We start from the raw sequence: 18,171 nt of genomic DNA, 5'->3' as shown, positions 1-18,171 counted from the left end.
GTGATATAATGCGACTTCCTACCGGCCAAGTAACGTTTCTCCTCACCGACATAGAGGGAAGTACCCGCCTATGGGAATCTCACCCTGAGGAGATGATACTCGCACTTGAGCAACATGACAGGATCGCTATTCACGCTATCCAACAGTATGATGGGACTATCATCAAAAGCAGAGGAGAAGGCGACAGCCTCTTCGCCGTCTTTTCCGACCCGCTAAAAGCCACATTTGCGGCAGCACAATTTCAAATGTCTCTCCTTCAGGCGGCATGGCCTCCGGCGCTCGCCATCATCAAAGTACGTATGGCGCTTCATACCGGCATGGCCACACTGCGCGAGGGAGACTACTTTGGCCCTACAGTAAACCGTTGCGCGCGCCTACGCGCGATCGCACACGGTGGGCAGATTCTCCTCTCCTCCACCACAGCCCAGAAAATCGAATCGAACCTTCCAGAAGGCTTTTCACTGGTGCATTTAGGCACCCTCGCCCTACGTGATATCTATACTCCCGAGCCGATCTATCAGCTTGTGGCTCCCGGTTTGCCCACTCAATTCCCTATGCTTCCGACGTCATCTCCTCCCGATGCCATCAAAGGGTACCTTCCAACTCTTCTTACCAGCTTTATTGGCCGGGAGAAAGAGCTAAAACAGCTCGAGCAGCTTTTAAATCGAACCCGTCTTTTAACTCTTTCTGGCTCGGGCGGATGTGGTAAAACGCGCCTTGCCATCGAATTTGCCGAACGTCTTCAGGCCGAATTTTCCGATGGCATCTGGTTCATAGAACTAGCCTCGATCGCCGATCCAAGCTTCATTCCCCATGCTGTAGCGAATGCCCTTGGTGTTGCAGCTCTACCGATCTACCCATCCGCACAAGAGGCCATTTTGGAACATCTCAAAAGCCAGCGTGTGCTTCTACTCCTAGATAATTGCGAACATCTTATCGAGGCGGCGGCGCAGTTTGCCAATACCCTGCTTCATACCTGTCCCTACATCAAGATCGTGGCGACTAGTCGAGAACCGCTTAATATCACGGGTGAGGTCACCTTTCGTGTTCCCTCTCTTTCGCTGCCGCAGAACGATGACTTCGGTCTACCAGAACGATTAATCGAATCCGAGGCCGTGAAGCTCTTTCTGGAACGCGCCCAGGCCGTGACCAACGATCTCTCCCTCTCTTCGGAGAACTTGAACTACATTGCCTCGATCTGTAGGCGTCTTGATGGCATCCCGCTTGCCATCGAGCTTGCGGCCGCCCGATGTCGGGCCCTTTCGCTGAAAGATATCGAGTCTCACCTTGGCGATATGTTTCAGCTGCTTTCGCAATCTCCGCGTACCAGCATCTCACGCCATAAAACCCTTCGTGCCGCCCTTGATTGGAGTTACTCTCCCCTCACCCCGCCTCAAAAGCGACTCCTGCAACGCCTCGCTGTTTTCACGGGAGGATGGACTTTGGAAGCAGCCGAGGCTATCTGTGCAGATACCGATGACCGCTCGACCGATGCCGCCTTTTTGCCCACCTACGACGTCCTCGACACGCTTTCTCTGCTTACCGACCGCTCCCTCGTGAACTACGATACGCATGCCGACCGATTTTCACTGCTAGAGCCTATGCGTCAATATAGCCTCCAACTCCTTCGGCAAAGCGGCGAGGAGCCCATGCTCCGAGAACGCCATGCTCAGTGGTTTACGCAGTGGGTCGAAGAGGCCGCTGAGCGCATTCCCGGTCCCGATCAGGAAGAATGGTTTTCACGACTGGAGCGAGACAACGATAATCTACGGGCTGTGCTTACCCAGCCGAACGTGGCGATAGAGCTTCGTCTGCGCTTGGCCATCGCACTTTGGCGCCATTGGCTCGCACGTGACCAACTACAGGAAGGTCAAGACCTCCTTCAACATCTTCTTCGAGAGAAGGGAGTCCCTTCATCCCCACTAAAAGCGAAGGCCCTGCATGTACTCGCCTCCCTAGCTTGCAAACAGGGAAATTACGATATCGCTGAATATGCGATTCGAGAGAGTTTGCAGCTGTCATTACAACATAACGATCTGCTCGCCGCTGCCCATACTCGCGTGGTAGAAGGCGAGATCGCACATGCCCGCGGCGATTACGATGCCGCTTTCACTCGATTCGCCGCCGCCTACGAAACGCTAAAAAACTTCGACTCTCGTATCGACATGGCAGAAGCACTTCAAGGGCTAGGAGATTCGGCGCTTTCTCGCAACGAATGCCCCTCAGCCCGAGCCTACTATATGGAGGCCTTGGAGATTCGCCGTACCCTTAAAGACCAAAGAGGCATTGCGAATCTGTTACACGCTCTTGGCAATGTTGCCCTCTTTCTAGGCAAATATGCGGAGGCGGCAAAACAGTACCAGGAAAGTATTGAGATGCGCGAGAGGTTTCAAGATCGAAAGGGGATCGCTGCCTCTCTCAACAACCTCGGGGGCGTGGCTCTCCTGAACGGCGACTACGCTCAAGCAGAAGCATTTTGTCGTAGAAGCCTTACCCTCCGCCAACAGATTGGCGATAAACGTGGCATCGCTTTCTCCCTTCTTACCCTTGGCCACATTGCGCGAGAAAAGGGCGATCTGGAAGAGGCTCTTGATTATAGTGAACAGAGTGTCCAGCTTTTTCAACAACTTGGTAACCGTGTTAATGCGGCCACAGCGCTCTGCGACTGCAGTCTTACTCTCATTCGCCTTAACGAGCTCTCCCAAGCGGCGGCGATCTTGCATGAGGTCGTTGATTCCTGCCGTGAGATATCGAGCCACTTTCTCTGCCTTCTCGTCATCGAAACCGCTGCCGAACTCGCTGCTGCCCAAAAGAACTACGCCCTTGCCGCTCAACTGCTGGGTGCCTACGACCAACACGCGTCGCTTCTCGAAATGCCGATTCCCCCCATCCGCAAAAGCGCCCAGGAGCGGCTACGGTCTCAACTTAACGCCACACTCGGCTCAGAGCCCTTCCAACAAGCCCTCGAAAGCGGCCACCAGATTGCAACCCAATCCCTTTTTGAACAGATTCGCACTCTCTAGCAAGTATCAGAGGGGGTTTTTCTCATTCACTGCATTTTGGCAAAGAAACGCTCTATGAGGTAAACTGTAGGAGTAGTTTGCTGCTTTCTCCGACTTTAGGCACGGATATCGCAGTGCGTCTGGGATTAGCGTACTTCTGAATTGCATTCTCAGCAATCAACCGTAACAAAACAACGTGGCGAACTTTTCTAAAACCGCAGACAGTCTAGAAACAACCCTCTCAGAAGGTAGGCCTCAAGGAAGAGGCTGGATAAGCCTTCGCGTCACGCTCCTAGCGCTCCTTTTAGCCCCCTTAACAGCCTACTGGACGGCCGACCAGGTTGTAGATGTCATCTTCTCGCTGATGATTCCACCGGTCATTATGACCTTCGTCGTTGCCATCATCAATCTTGGCGTACGTAAAATCTCAAGGCGATGGGCACTTACCGAAGGAGAACTGATCATCTTCTACGGTATGCACACTGTGCTCGGTGCCATTTGTGCCGAGTGGATGAACATCGTTAATCCTCACATCGCCACCTATGCTCTCTACGCCAGCAGCAACTCCGACTACAGGAACAAAATTCTGCCCTACATCACCACCTGGCTGTTTGTGCCCTATCAAGACGCCGATAAGTTCAAAGATTATCGAGATGGTGGGCACGGCTTCCACTATTTTTTAACCCACCTCCATCTCTGGTGGAGCTATGTTCTCGGATGGACTCTCATTGTGGGGCTCGTCGGCTTCGCTATGCTCTGCATCAATAGCCTCATGCGCGATGAGTGGACAAATCGCGAAAAGCTTGCCTTCCCTATCATCCAGTTGCCACTCGCCGTCGTGCAGATGGGCGCCGGGCGTCTGCCTCTCTGGAAAAACCGCTACTTCACGGGTGCTTTCCTTATTATGTTCGCAATTGACATCATCAATGGGTTCCACCAGTTCTACCCAAATCTGCCCCTCATCAACGTGCGATTCATCGGTGATCTCCAGCAGCTCTTTCCTAATCCACCCTTTAATGCCATCGGTTGGACTCCCATCGGCATCTTCCCCTACATGGCCGTCATCGGCTTTTTTATGCCCACCGATCTCCTCTTCTCCTGCATCTTTTTCTTCTTTTTCCGCAAGGCGCTTCAGGTCTTTACCTACGCGATCGGCTACACACAAAGCGCGGGAGTTTTTGGCGGTGGCGGGCTCGTGCCCAGCCCACCCTACTTCAGCGAACAGAGTTGGGGGGCTTTCATCGGGCTCTTCGTCATGGCGATTTGGGTGGCCCGTGGCTACCTTCGGGAGGTGTGGCAACAGATACTTCATGGGCATCCTCCGGGCGATCGCGGAGTGCCCCACCGCGTCGCATTTGCTGGTCTTGTGCTTAGCGTCGTGGCTCTCTGCGTTATTGGCGTGGACATCGGTATTCCGTTATGGATGACTTTCGTTACCATTGTTCTCTTCCTCATCTTCAGTGTCGCTCTTACGCGTATGCGTGCACAGGTGGGCCCTCCCTCTCATGAAATGGCCTTTATGGGGCCGAACCAGATGATCGTAGATTTTGCCGGCACCCAAAACCTACCCGAAGCTGGGGTAAGTCGCATGGTCAACACCTTCTTCTTCCTAAACCGCATTCATCGCACGCACCCCATGCCGCACCAACTAGAGGCCATGAAAATGGGTGAAAGAGCGCGCATCAACCAGCGGGCGCTCTTCATTGCCATCCTCCTTGCCATGGTGGTCGGCAGCATTCTCGGACACCTCATCTATATCTATCGCGGATACGTCTGGGGAGCTGGCGATGTTGGAGGAGACGTATCCGGCACCGTCAGCTCTTTTACTACCAAACATCAGCCCCCTAACATCGTAGCGATCCTGTTCGTCCTTATCGGCTTCTGTGTCGTGCTGCTTCTCGATTTTATTCGGTTTCAGGTACCAGGCTTTCCTTTCCATCCAGTAGGGTATGCGCTTGCCATGAACTTTGGCCTCGACTACTTCTGGTTTGGTCTTCTTATCGTCTATCTCATCAAACTCTTCGTAGAGAAGTATTATGGTCTTAAAGGACATGATAAGTTGCACCAAGTAGCTTTAGGCATCATTCTTGCGGAGTTTTGTGCGGAGACCATCTGGGCAGTCTACAGTATGACGCACAACCATTTTGCGACCTACAGCGTCTCTATCAACGGGCGCCTCGGTTGGAATCAGTAGCTTTCCCAACATTCCCTGTCTTCGTGTCGTGGTTTCCGAATAACAGACTTCCTTCCATCACCTGACTGGGTTCTATTCTAAATACATAAGCCGGCGAGGCCTAGGCCCCACCGGCTTATGTGCTACAATGCTCAACTCAACACATTCTTAGCTATTCGCGGTTCACTTTTCACACGACCGACGCATGTTGCGAGCCAACGCCACACCGTCAGAGTTGCAAAGCACATATCGGGCACGAGCGGCGCGCAGACGTGCCAAACGCAGAATGTCGTTTTGTGCCTGCATGTAGGCATCGGTTCCCATTGGGTCGAGAAGAGCGATCAAACGCTCCACTGCCTCATGCTGCTGTTGTTGCCGCTTCGACAGCGCCCCTACCGCTGGCCGTGTATCTAGTCTCTCCCTCACTAAAGGTGCCATCTGCTTATCATCCTTTCTATTGTCGTCTCAAAGCCGTCTGTTTGGCAAGTTCGTAGCCCCCGTCCAAGAGGGTACAAAAATACCCGGCCTACTGTCAAGCAGGTGCGGGCTGTGTAACGGGGTCGTATGCCTATTTAGGAATGGCTTCTTTGGTCTAGCCATATCCTCGATCCCGCTCCGGCAGCCCCTGCATCACTTTCACGAAAAGCCCTATGCCCCGCTGCAGACAGCGACGGCCCATTCTTTTTCTCCATTTTTTGCATATGTTGCTTCTAAAGGCTTCTAGTTGCATCCACTAGTCCACTTTTTCATCTTTTGGCGTCTTTTCATATGCTTTCATTAGAGATAGACGTACAACTCGCCAAAAAGTTTCATTTTTTCGCATAGGCCTTCTCGACGATCCCCAAAATAAACGACCGCGGCGCAACAGACAGAACTTGCCCCCTGCTCTACGACCAGTTCACAGCCACCCGACTGGCAATAGAGCCGCGATCCCATCCTCTAGCCCAACCAATAAGAAATGTAGGCGCACGGGGCCCTATGCGCCTACCTCTTCCAATGCAATCTCTCGTTTCATGCACTCGGTCTTCACAAAAAAATCCCCGGCCTTTGCAGGCCGGGATATTACTAGGAGAGAGTGTCGCGGCGCATTCGCGGAGCCGCTTCGATTTTTATCATAGCCGCTCAAGTTTAAGAACGTATTAATGGGACGATAAATTTCGATTAAGAGCTCCTATCAGCTCCAACCTAATCTACCCCTCTGAAGAAAGCGACCTGTTACGACTAACCCACAGAAAAAGCGGTACTGCCATTAATTGCGTTATCATGCAAAACACAATAACTCCTATACGTGAATGGTCATAAAGAAAGCCCATCACCGCACTGCCCAAAAACCAGAATATGCCATAGCACGCCGTAAATAGCCCGAATGCAGAGGCACGGCGCTGCGGAGGTACCATCGGAGTAACAGTGGCAGGAATGATCGATTCATGAACTCCCATTCCCATGCCCCACATGGCCGCTCCGATCAGTGCTACCCAAAATCCACCGAGGAACACCAAAGGGGCAAACAACGATGCCACCATGGTGAGACCGACAAGCACCGGAAATCCATACCTGTCAAATAAGCGCCCAAACAGTAAGGATGCTCCCCCACTAACGGCCATGGCCACCGCATAGAAAATAGGGATCACTGCAGATGGCACACTATGCACACGCGCAAAGTGATAAGCGATCAACGAGTAGTCCGCAAAACCGATGGCAACCAGGGCAGCCCCCACAAGATAGACCCAAAACGCCCGTGAGTAGGAGGTCGGCGGACCTTGATCGATGAAAGCTGGTTCGAGGTCTTGCGGTCTCGGGTACAGCAGACAAGCGATCCACACAAAACCCAGTGTGATGAGCGCCGGCACCAACAGCACGGCGAAGGCCTCGTGATACTTCCCGTGATGAGCCAGCACCAGCGCGATAACGAGAGGCCCGCATAAAGCGCCGAACTGATCGCAAGCCTCATGTACTCCGAAAGTCCATCCATAGCCACCCATGTGTTTGGCCGCATGAGAAAGCATCACATCGCGCGGGGGGTTGCGAATGGCACGGCCTATCCGTTCAAGCACGATCAATGTCGCTGCCGCTTGCCAACTGCCTGTCAGCGCCAAGGCCGGTACCGAGAGCATTTGGACGGTATAGCCAAAAATCGTGATCGGCCAAAAACGCCCCGTGATGTCGGCTAAGCGTCCTGAGAAGAAGCGTAAGGCATAGCCGCATAGCTCTCCAAAACCGGCTACAGCACCTACCACGAAGGCGCTGGCACGTAGCGTTTCTAGATAGGGGCCGGTAATACTACGTGAGCCTTCATAAGTGAAGTCGGCGAAGAAGCTAAGAACGCTTATCAACAGCACGAACCGTAAAGCCGCACGACGTACGTCTATGGAAGTTGAAGCAGAATCGGTGGATGGCGAGGTAGGATCTTGTTTCATTTCATTGCTTCATCGGAGGTTTTTAAGAGGATCGGTTCCATCTTTTGGCCTGTTTCCTATGGGAGCGGGGCAAGACAAGAGATGTGCTGGGCCTTCAAGATGGCTGTACGAAGACTCACGAAAGAAGAAGGCGGAACAAAGCAGGGAAAGACAATCGTGTGACGACGGCTTGTGTGGGCTCTGTAGAGCGCGTCTTGCGGAGCACTCGAGCAGAGATATCGACATCAAGGTGGTAGGAGGTATGTAGAGAGGCTGAAGGTTTCAGCACTCCTCTCTATCCTCCCCCCATAACCCTTAGAAAGGAGGTGATCCAGCCGCACCTTCCGGTACGGCTACCTTGTTACGACTTCGTCCCCCTCGCTCCCCACACCTTCGGCGGCTAGCTCCCCTTGCGGGGTTGCCCCACCGACTTCGGGTGCAGGCAACTCAGGTGACGTGACGGGCGGTGTGTACAAGGCCCGGGAACGTATTCACCGCAGCTTCGCTGATCTGCGGTTACTAGCGATTCCGACTTCACGCAGGCGAGTTGCAGCCTGCGATCTGAACTGTGGACGGATTTTTGGGATTGCCTCCCCCTCACGAGTTCGGAACCCTCTGTCTACCGTCCATTGTAGCATGTTTGTAGCCCAGGGCGTAAGGGCCATGCTGACTTGACGTCATCCCCACCTTCCTCCGAGTTACCCCGGCAGTTTCCCAAGAGTGCCCGGCACTACCCGATGGCAACATGGGATGGGGGTTGCGCTCGTTGCGGGACTTAACCCAACATCTCACGACACGAGCTGACGACAGCCATGCAACACCTGTGTCGGCGTCCCCTTGCGGAGAACGTGGCTCTCACCACGGTGCGCCGCATGTCAAGCCCTGGTAAGGTTCTACGGTTTGTGACGTATTAAACAACATGCTCCACCGCTTGTGCGGGCCCCCGTCAATTCCTTTGAGTTTCAACCTTGCGGCCGTACTCCCCAGGCGGGATACTTACTGCGTTAGCGACGGCACCAGAGGAGTCGATACCCCTGACACCTAGTATCCATCGTTTAGGGCTGGGACTACCGGGGTATCTAATCCCGTTCGCTCCCCCAGCTTTCGCGCCTCAGCGTCAAGACAGCCCCAGGAGACCGCCTTCGCCACGGGTGTTCCTACCGATCTCTACGCATTTCACCGCTCCACCGGTAATTCCATCTCCCCCTAGCTGCTTCAAGAAGAGCCGTATCTACCGACCTTTTGGGGCTGAGCCCCAAACTTTTACAGTAGACGCGCTCCCCCGCCTACGCGCCCTTTACGCCCAGTAAATCCGGACAACGCTCGCCCCCTCCGTCTTACCGCGGCTGCTGGCACGGAGTTAGCCGGGGCTTCTTCCTTGGGTACCGTCACTTCCTTCTTCCCCAAGAAAAGGAGTTTACAACCCGAAGGCCTTCCTCCTCCACGCGGCGTCGCTGCGTCAGGGTTTCCCCCATTGCGCAAGATCCCTAATTGCTGCCTCCCGTAGGAGTCTGGGCCGTGTCTCAGTCCCAGTCCGGCTGACCATCCTCTCAGACCAGCTACCCGTCGTCGCCATGGTAGGCCGTTACCCCACCATCTAGCTGATAGGACGCAGGCCCCTCCTCAAGCCCGTGGCTCTTCGCCCGGTTTTCATCGTACAAAGATGCCTCCGTACGACACCATCCGGTATTAGCACCCCTTTCGAGGTGTTATCCCGGTCTTGTAGGGCAGGTTGCCTACGCGTTACGCGACCGTTCGCCGCTAGAAGAACCCCTTGCGGAGCTCTCCCCGCTCGACTTGCATTTCTTAGGCACGCCGCTAGCGTTCGTCCTGAGCCAGGATCAAACTCTCCGTTGAAAACCAGTATGCTAAACCGCCTAAAAGGCGGGTCGCAGACGTATTTGGTAGTGTTGATCCCTGCTCGATTTGTGTGGCACGCAAAACGTTGTGAACTCTACAGAGCCCACACAAAACGTCATCACACGATTGTCAAAGAGCTTTAGCCTTCGTGCTTCCTCTGAAGCGCTCATCCGAAGGCAAGGCGTATTATACGCCATAGGCCGCTGTGTTGTCAAGGGTAAAACCAAAAATTTTTTCCGCACCTACGATCGCGTCTCTGGTGTAACCTGCGGACGATTGAATCGACTCATTGCTTTGTTCCACCCCTCCTTCAAAACATACTCCACCGCATCCGCCGCCCTCATCGTCGCCTCTTGCACGAGTGGCTCCTCCTCCCTTTTGAAACGGGATAACACGTAGGAGACCACATCCCCATCGGAAGGCCTACCGATGCCTACTCGCACCCGCGGCACCGCCTCAGTGCCGAGGTGCTGCAGAATGCTCTCAAGGCCTTTCTGCCCACCCGAACTTCCCTGCGCCCGTAATCGAATCTGCCCCAATGGCAGGTTTACATCGTCTAAAATCACGATCATGTCCTCAGGCGGAATCCGATAAAAACGACTGATCGCTCCGACCGCCTCGCCTGAAAGGTTCATATAGGTCATTGGGAGAAAAAGACAGACAGGCTCTCCCTCTATGACTCCCCTGCCGTAAAGCGCACGAAAGCCACGTTCGCTCAGAGGAATACCGTGGCGCTTGCTTAAAAGCGTCACCACTTCAAACCCCACATTATGACGGGTTCCGGCATACTCACGCCCCGGATTGCCTAACCCAACAATGAGCCTCACAAAACTACTCTCTCCTTTCAACTGCCATTCTACCGCAGAAAGCCGCATCAAAAAATTGGCTCGTGCCCGCAACTACCTTCGGTGCACGAGCCAACCCTGCCCCGTTGCAGGGCTCTTGACAGGAGGACCTCATGTATCTTAGGAGAGAATTCGCTGCCGTTCCCAAAGGAATCCTCAGCGCACTCCCAATTTAGTCTAGTCCATTGCATATTAAGCTTCGTTTAAGGAACAAAGCGCTTCTATCTTCACGTCCTAAGAGGGGATAGCCCTCTCCCTAACCCTATTCCACCTCCCCTTTTACAGGCCGTCGCGTTGCCGTTTATAAAGACGCAGGTGGTGGGATTTGGAGAGAACAAAAAGAACAAGACGAGCTCGCACTTTAACTAAGCCTTGGCATTGCTGGCTAGTTTAGAAATCAGGAACTGGCCTCGATCCTCTCGAGGCCGTGAAGATAAGGACGTAGAATAGGAGGAATGGTCACACTCCCATCCTCGTTCTGATAGTTTTCCAAAATGGCTATCAGTACACGGGGGAGTGCTAGCCCAGAGCCATTGAGGGTATGTACAAACTCCGGTTTCGCGCCTGGCGCCGGACGGTAGCGGATATTGGCTCGACGCGCCTGAAAGTCACGAAAATTGGAGCAGGAGGAGACTTCAAGCCACTCACCCCCCTCCTCTCCCTTGCTGGCCGGGGCATAGACCTCGATATCGTATTGGATGGCGTTGAACTCTCCCTTCTCTCCGGTACAAACCAATACAACCCGATAGGGCAATTCAAGCTTTTGACAGACCTCTTCGGCCTCTTGCAGCATTATCTCAAGCTCAGCATCGGAATCTTCCGGGGCACAAAAGCGCACCATCTCCACCTTGTCGAACTGATGCCCGCGCTTAATGCCACGCACATCACGGCCTGCCGACATCTTCTCTCGACGAAAACAGGGAGTATAGGCCACATAGCGTAGGGGAAGTTGAGAGGCCTCCAATATCTCTTCTCGATGGAGATTGGTAACAGGCACTTCGGCCGTGGGCACGAACCAGTAGTCCTCTTCGGCGTCATGATAGAGGTTTTCAGCAAATTTGGGGAGCTGGCCCGTCCCGATGAGACATTCCTGCTTCACCATAAAAGGAGGGTATACCTCCAAATGCTTGTGCTGGTAAATATGGAGGTCAAGCATAAAGGTGATCAGCGCTCTCTGCAGGGCGGCGCCTGCGCCCCGAAGCACGTAGAAACGGGAACCGCTAATTTTAATGCCACGCTCGATATCGAGAATGCCGAGTTGTGCGCCGATCTCCCAATGCGGTTTCGGAGGAAAGGTAAAGGTGCGAGGAGTACCCCATGTTCGCACAATCACGTTATCCGCCTCGCTGGTTCCATCGGGCACCCGCTCATCGGGAATATTTGGCAGAAGGAGCATCCGATGATGCAGTTGGCGCTCTAGCTCCTCCCTCTGAGCGTCGAGAGCCGCTATGGTATCGCCAAGTTGACGTAGTTCAGCACGTTTCTGTTCGCGCTCCTCTGGGCTTAAACGACCGAGGGCCTTGGAAGCTGCGTTGAGCTCGTGACGCTTTTGCTCAACCTCCGTTTTCAGAGCGCGCACTTGGGCGTCGATCGCGCGAATAGTCTCGATCTCCTCGCGCGGAACCCCCATGCGTCCTAGGCCGGCAATCACCCGCTCCGGTTGCTCACGGATAAGCCGAATATCTAACATTCCCTCTGTTTCTCCCTCTAAAACAGCTAAAGTGCTCCCTCACTCCGTTCCAAAACTCTGTGCGGTGTTGTGAGTAGGTACAAGATATTGAGGCTCATTCGTGAGATAAAAGTTAAGCCCGTTCCCCCCTGCCGTTACCACAAAGCGCGCTCCAGTTAACCCAATCACCACGACCTTCCCGGTCAACTGCGGGATCTGCACTGGATGAGGGAGCGCCTCCGTTGTCCATACCGCCAAACGTGCTTGGTCGCCATGAGTGAACAGAAGGCAATAGTCATCCGGCGAGCCCAAACTGATGCGCTTCCGAAAAACAAAGCCATCCAGCGTGCGGGCCAGCGTTTGTGCCGCAAGGTAGGTAGATTTGGGCTGATAGTTATTAAAGACTGTTCCGAAATGATGTTCGGCATTGTGGGGGTCGAGGCCATCGTCATGCCAGTCGTACCAAATGGTGAGCAGTAGGCCGTTGGCGATGTTAGAGAGAAACTCACGAACGATATAGCGGCTCTGCTTCTCGAGATCAAGTCCGGGATAGAGCTCTGAGTAGCCCCATTCACTGGCCAATATCGGCACTGACTTGCCGGGTGGAGCATACTGCTGGATGAGTTGTCGCACATGCTCAAAATCGGGCGCAGCCGTCTCTGGTGCGCTGTCACGATAGGGATGAAACGAGACAGCATCCCAATATTGCAGCAGACCTCGTTTGAAGCACCCCTCAAGGAAACCAAAGTCCATGCCGGACATGCCCGGACCGATATACCACTCGTCTGGCGCAACACGTCGGATGGTTTGACCAACAGCCAGCGCGAGATCGGCGTACTGGTTCACATCGGGATGGGGCTGCCAAAAGCCGATGTTTGGTTCGTTCCACATCTCCCAGAGAATGCCCTGATGTCGGAAGTGGGTGACAGCAGCTGCTACCCACTTGCAAAAAGCCGACCGAGCCTCAGGCGTGGTGGGGGCCCCATGCTGATAGAGATCGTTGCCGTAGTCGAGAATGAAGAGAGCACGAATATGGTACCGACGTAGCCCCTCCATAAGACGGTCGTAATCGGAAAAGTTGTAGACGCCTCGCTCACGCTCCGTATCAGACCAGCTGAAATCCATACGGATCCATTTGAAACCAGCGGCGGCGAGAAGATCAAGGCGATTCGGGGCGGGATCGGTGAAGTGAATGTTGACCCCTAAAGAATCCGGAATAGAAGGAGTCGGCAGCGGATACTCTTGACGATATTCCGCCCACACAGGTTTGAGAAGGGTTGTTATGGCGAACAGGGTAAAGAAGAGGAGGCATCGTTGCTTGAAGAACATACTTTTCTCCTTTGGGAACCGAGCCGTTCGAGAGTATATCCAAAAATCAGACGCAATGCATTATACCCTCAAGCGGAAAATGGAAGGCTGAACGGTTCCTCTAGGTTTTTCCGGCGAGTGCTACTCTGCAAAGAGCACAACATCCTATTTCCAGTCGAGATATCCTAGTCGAAAGCATAGGCAGCAATTGAAACTAAATAGACAACCCAATACCTATATCGAATTAGAGATAACAGTTTGGAGGCAAGGACAGAAGCAATGGACAAGCAGGTTGAGATTGTTTCTCTAAACGGAGCGCAAACAGGTCCGGATGAATCCTACCGCGTGCAGCGAGACCCACTTACCACGGAGACAGAGGCACTCGATGCCTACTCGCAGGCGGTGATTCATGCGGCCGAAACGGTGGGGCCGTCAGTCGTCTGCATCGAGGTTGAGACCGTGGAGCGTGGACGACAGGGACACGGTAGCGGATCGGGGTTTATCTTTACCCCAGACGGCTACATTCTTACCAATAGCCATGTGATTCATGGAGCTCGTCGGGTGCATGTGACGCTGACGGATGGGCGTCGTGTCTCTGCCGATCGCATTGGGGACGACCCAGCAACGGATTTGGCCGTTGTGCGCATTGACGCACCCGACCTGCAACCGGCGCGATTAGGCGAAAGCAGTAAATTACGTGTCGGGCAACTCGTGGTGGCCATTGGAAACCCCTACGGCTTTCAGTGGACGGTAACCGCTGGAGTGATCAGCGCACTAGGGCGTTCCCTAAGGGGCATAGGTGGTCGAATGATTGATAACATCATTCAGACCGACGCGGCGCTGAACCCCGGCAACTCCGGTGGCCCCTTGGTGAACTCGCGAGGAGAGGTCATTGGGGTGAACACGGCAACGATCTTGCCGGCGCAAGGTCTTTGCTTCGCCATTGCCATTGATACGGCGAAGTGGGTGGCTGCTAAGCTCATTCAGGAAGGTCGCGTTCGCCGTAGCTACATCGGAGTTGCAGGGCTTACCGTAGAGTTACCACGCGTGGTGGTACGTCAACTTGAGTTAGCACATCACCATGGGGTTTTAGTGCAGGCCGTAGAGCCCGGTAGCCCGGCCGAGCGCGCCGGACTTCGCGTGGGAGACGTGATCATCGGTTTCGATGAGAAACCCATAGGGTGTGCGGACGATCTGCTTCGTCAGCTTACCGGAGAGCGCATCGGTAAAGAGATCCCCTTACGCATCCTTCGGCGTCAGGGGCGCCTGTTAGAGCCCCTCACGTTAACGGTAGTGCCTGTAGAGTTGCCTGAACGCAGGTAGTTCCCTAGAGCTGCGGAGAGGGTAGCGTTTGGTTTTATCTTCCTCCTAGGGCTGTTTGAATGGCCGCAAGGCAGAAGGTCCTAACGTAAAGAAGGGTGATCTGCTTTTTCCCAAAAGAGAAGCACGATGAGAGCCGGCAAGGTATAATGCATGCGAGGAAGCGAACGATATGAGTAATCCACGTCTCGTAGAACGCCTCGTTGGGCGTGACCTTATGGACATCTATGAGAAGGTCATCGCCCGCGAGCGATTAACTTATGAGGACGGTGTGCGTCTCTTTCAGCATCCGGATTTGACGGCGATTGGCTATTTAGCCAACATCGTTCGGGAGCGTCTGCATGGACAGAAGGCCTATTACGTCCGCAATCAGCACATTAATTACACCAATATCTGCAACAAATTTTGCAAATTCTGCTCGTTCTATGCTAAAAAAGGCGGGCCGGCACCTTACACGCTGAGCCTTGAAGAGGTACGACGGCGCCTTCTTATGCATATAGATGTGCCCATCACAGAAGTTCATATGGTGGGTGGCATCAATCCACGATTACCTTACCAGTACTATCTTGACCTTCTCCGAGTCGTAAAGGAAGTGCGTCCCAATGTCCACATCAAAGCGTTTACGATGGTGGAGTTGGTAGAGATTCAACGGCAGGCGCAGAAGCCTTTAGAGGAGGTGCTGCGAGAGCTGATGGCGGCAGGCCTTGATTCTCTTCCTGGCGGAGGAATCGAGATACTCTCCGAGCGTGTCCACCGTGAGCTGTTTGACCGGAAGATTGACGGAGAGGGTTGGATGGAGGTGGCACGCACGGTGGCAAAAGTGGGATTAACCCAATACGCCACCATGTTGTACGGACATATCGAGACCTTGGAGGAGCGTGTAGAGCACCTTGTGCGCCTCCGAGAACTGCAAGATGAAACGCGCCATTTCGTTACCATGACCCCCCTAGCGTTTCATCCCGAAGGTACCGAGCTAGCCGATCTCCCTCATTCCACTGGCGAAGATGATCTGCGTACCATTGCGGTCGCTCGCCTCATGTTGGATAACTTTGCGCATATCAAATCCTTCTGGATCATGAACACACCTCAGGTCACCCAAGTTGCCCTCTGGTACGGGGCCGATGACGTGGATGGCACCGTGCATGAATACGAGATAACCTATAAAGACGGAGAGCACGGCAATAAGCGGCAGGTTCTCACAAGGCGCCAGATGATACGGCTTATCGAAGAGGCAGGTCGTGTTCCCGTGGAGCGCGATAGTCTCTATCGAGAGATCGTGGCTCCGCCAGAAGAGCTTCAGCCGCAACGTCGTTTCGTTCCGTTGCCGGTTGTTGATTAAACGTATGCGCCCACCCCGCCGTCTGCAACCAGGAGACCAAATAGGAATCATCGCACCCTCCGGCCCGGTTCCTAGCGAGGAGCTGTTTCAGGCCAAAACCCTTATCGAGCGGCGTGGCTATAGGGTTGTGCTGGGGCCTCATGTGCTGGCTCAACATCCCACCAACAACTACTTGGCAGGAACGGACGAGGAGCGATTTTCCGATCTTCAAAGCTTTCTGCGCCGGACCGACATCACCGCCATTTTTTGTGCACGTGGAGGGTATGGGGTTCAAAGGCTCTATCCCAAACTAACCTCTGAGCTTTTCGACGGCTATCCAAAAATTGTGGCGGGCTACTCCGACATCACCGCGTTACATCTCGTTATTTGTCACTACACCGATTGGATTACCTTCTATTCTCCTAACGCCACCAGTCTCGTCCGCTTATCTGAGGGGAAAGACGTCGGCATGGAGACGGCCTTACACTGTTTTTGGACGATGCTCGAAAATCCCCAGTCGTTTGGCCTCTTGCCAGCATCACCGCAAAATATCGAAACTTTAGTCAGTGGAGTGGCGGAAGGGCCCCTTGCCGGCGGCTGTCTTAGCCTCTTGTCGCATGCCTGTGGGTCTCGCTTCCAACCCGATTTTCGTGGAAAACTGGTGTTGATCGAGGACGTGAACGAGCCGGTCTATCGTGTAGACCGCTACCTTACCCAACTTCTCAACGCCGGAATCCTGCAAGAAGCAGCAGGTTTCATCGTGGGCACGGTCACCGGATGGAGGAAGCATGAGCCGGAAGATTCGCCAAACCAACTCTACGCTTTATGGGAAGACCTACTGCTCCCTTTAGGGAAACCCACAATAGTTGGTTTCCCTTTTGGGCACGAGCCGAACCCTCTTACCCTGCCTCTCGGCGCGCGAGCAAGGTTGGATGCCGATGCCAAAACGCTGACAATATTAGAACCGGCGGTTGTTTAAAAAATCTTCAGCCACCCCCTCAAGCCACAACAGAACTTTATGAGTTAAAGCCCTTATGTTCTCCAACTGGGCGTAACTTAGAGGAGTTTCGAAGTATCTAAATAGAATATAATGAGAACATGGAGGGCGCATTCTAGCCAAAAGATGTGGAGGAGAAGACAAAAACATGAGACACCTGCTTTATAAGATGAGTGTGTATGTGGTGTTTCTGGCGATCTCTTTGATAGGAGCTCGAACCGCTGCCGCAGCACCGGACGCGCTAATCGCCCAAGCACAAAAGGCGGTGCAGAAAGGTATTAACTATCTGCATCGGGTGCAAGAAAAAGATGGCTCCTGGAGTCACTATCCCGGTACCACCGCCTTGGCCCTCGCTGCCCTCCTGCGCAACGGTCATAATGAACTAAACGACCCTGCTGTCGCGCATGGGATACAGTACCTGCTTCATCTAGTGAAACCCAATGGCGGAATCTATGACGACCGCGATCCCAATCTCGCTTTGCCTAACTACAACACCAGCCTCAGCATGATGGCTCTCTATCTTACCCACAATCCCGCCTATAAACCCATCATCGCCAAAGCGCAAAAGTTCCTTGAAGACTCTCAGTTCGGAGCCACCGACGGTATGAAACCCTCAAACCCCTTCTACGGCGGCATCGGCTACGGCTCCGATCCCGATGATCACCCAGACCTCTCCAACCTTGCAACAGCTCTCGAGGCCCTCAAAGATACTGGTGTGCCCGCTAATGCGCCGGTCTGGAAACGAGCCATCATTTTTCTGCAGCGTGTGCAGAACCGCAAAGAGTCTAACGACCAGGCTTGGGCGAAAACGGGGCCCAACGATGGCGGCTTTGTCTACGACCCGCTAGGCGGCTCGAAATCGCCTCAAGGCTATCGCACCTCCTACGGCTCCATGACCTACGAAGGCCTTAAGAGCTACATCTACTGTAATGTCTCACGAAAAGACCCCCGTGCCCAAGCGGCCTGGAACTGGATTCGCAGCCACTATTCCGTTACCACCAACCCGGGCATGGGAACCGCTGCTCTTTACTACTACTATCATACTATGGCTAAAACCCTTGCTGTATACGGCCAAAAATATGTAATTGATACCCATGGTAAACCGCACGATTGGCAGAAAGACCTTATCCAACAGCTCATTCGCCTACAGCATCCGGATGGCTCTTGGTTCAACACCAATGCGCGCTTTTGGGAAAACCAACCCGCCCTTGTCACTAGTTATACATTGATCGCTCTCGCCTATTGCCTTCATCCTAATTCTTGAAAGGAACCTAATTCGACTC

At 53.7% G+C, this 18,171-nt stretch carries 11 protein-coding genes and 1 rRNA gene; 6 read left to right on the top strand and 6 right to left on the bottom strand.

Annotated features, from left to right (window positions below; genetic code table 11):
* Window positions 1-8 precede the first annotated feature (8 nt).
* A complete protein-coding gene (locus CCALI_RS00735) occupies window positions 9-3,023 on the top strand; it encodes a tetratricopeptide repeat protein (RefSeq protein WP_016481552.1) in 3,015 nt (1,004 codons plus the stop codon).
* 175 nt (window positions 3,024-3,198) lie between these two features.
* A complete protein-coding gene (locus CCALI_RS00730; protein ID WP_016481551.1) occupies window positions 3,199-5,196 on the top strand; it encodes a DUF6785 family protein in 1,998 nt (665 codons plus the stop codon).
* Between the two features lie 162 nt (window positions 5,197-5,358).
* On the opposite strand, the gene CCALI_RS00725 is transcribed toward CCALI_RS00730, so the two are convergent.
* From CCALI_RS00725 to CCALI_RS00700, 6 genes are all read right to left on the bottom strand, one after another.
* Window positions 5,359-5,613 carry a hypothetical protein gene (locus CCALI_RS00725; RefSeq protein WP_016481550.1) on the bottom strand — a complete coding sequence of 85 codons (255 nt, stop codon included), beginning with the start codon at window positions 5,611-5,613 and terminating at the stop codon, window positions 5,359-5,361.
* A 752-nt stretch (window positions 5,614-6,365) separates the two neighbouring features.
* Window positions 6,366-7,592, bottom strand: a complete 1,227-nt coding sequence (locus tag CCALI_RS00720; protein WP_016481549.1) for an MFS transporter — start codon at window positions 7,590-7,592, stop codon at window positions 6,366-6,368.
* 298 nt (window positions 7,593-7,890) lie between these two features.
* A 16S ribosomal RNA gene (locus CCALI_RS00715) occupies window positions 7,891-9,428 on the bottom strand.
* Window positions 9,429-9,673: 245 nt separating this feature from the next.
* Complete coding sequence (gene pth / locus CCALI_RS00710; RefSeq protein ID WP_016481548.1) at window positions 9,674-10,258, bottom strand: aminoacyl-tRNA hydrolase; 585 nt, start codon at window positions 10,256-10,258, stop codon at window positions 9,674-9,676.
* 415 nt (window positions 10,259-10,673) lie between these two features.
* Entirely contained in the window at window positions 10,674-11,966 is a 1,293-nt protein-coding gene (gene serS / locus CCALI_RS00705) for a serine--tRNA ligase (RefSeq protein ID WP_016481547.1), read from the bottom strand.
* Between the two features lie 39 nt (window positions 11,967-12,005).
* A complete protein-coding gene (locus CCALI_RS00700; RefSeq protein ID WP_016481546.1) occupies window positions 12,006-13,274 on the bottom strand; it encodes a cellulase family glycosylhydrolase in 1,269 nt (422 codons plus the stop codon).
* A gap of 258 nt (window positions 13,275-13,532) precedes the next feature.
* On the opposite strand from CCALI_RS00700, the gene CCALI_RS00695 reads away from it, so the two are divergent.
* From CCALI_RS00695 to CCALI_RS00680, 4 genes are all read left to right on the top strand, one after another.
* Window positions 13,533-14,576, top strand: a complete 1,044-nt coding sequence (locus CCALI_RS00695; RefSeq protein WP_016481545.1) for a S1C family serine protease — start codon at window positions 13,533-13,535, stop codon at window positions 14,574-14,576.
* Window positions 14,577-14,745: 169 nt separating this feature from the next.
* A complete protein-coding gene (gene mqnE, locus CCALI_RS00690; RefSeq protein WP_016481544.1) occupies window positions 14,746-15,912 on the top strand; it encodes an aminofutalosine synthase MqnE in 1,167 nt (388 codons plus the stop codon).
* Between the two features lie 4 nt (window positions 15,913-15,916).
* Window positions 15,917-16,870 (top strand): S66 peptidase family protein, encoded by a 954-nt coding sequence (locus CCALI_RS00685; RefSeq protein WP_016481543.1) that lies wholly within the window; start codon window positions 15,917-15,919, stop codon window positions 16,868-16,870.
* A gap of 166 nt (window positions 16,871-17,036) precedes the next feature.
* Window positions 17,037-18,152 (top strand): prenyltransferase/squalene oxidase repeat-containing protein, encoded by a 1,116-nt coding sequence (locus tag CCALI_RS00680; protein ID WP_016481542.1) that lies wholly within the window; start codon window positions 17,037-17,039, stop codon window positions 18,150-18,152.
* The last annotated feature ends 19 nt before the right edge of the window (window positions 18,153-18,171 follow it).

This window comes from Chthonomonas calidirosea T49, from assembly GCF_000427095.1.
Classification (GTDB): domain Bacteria; phylum Armatimonadota; class Chthonomonadetes; order Chthonomonadales; family Chthonomonadaceae; genus Chthonomonas; species Chthonomonas calidirosea.
The sequence above is the reverse complement of the archived record's forward strand: the minus strand, read 5'-3'. Positions and strand labels throughout refer to the sequence as shown.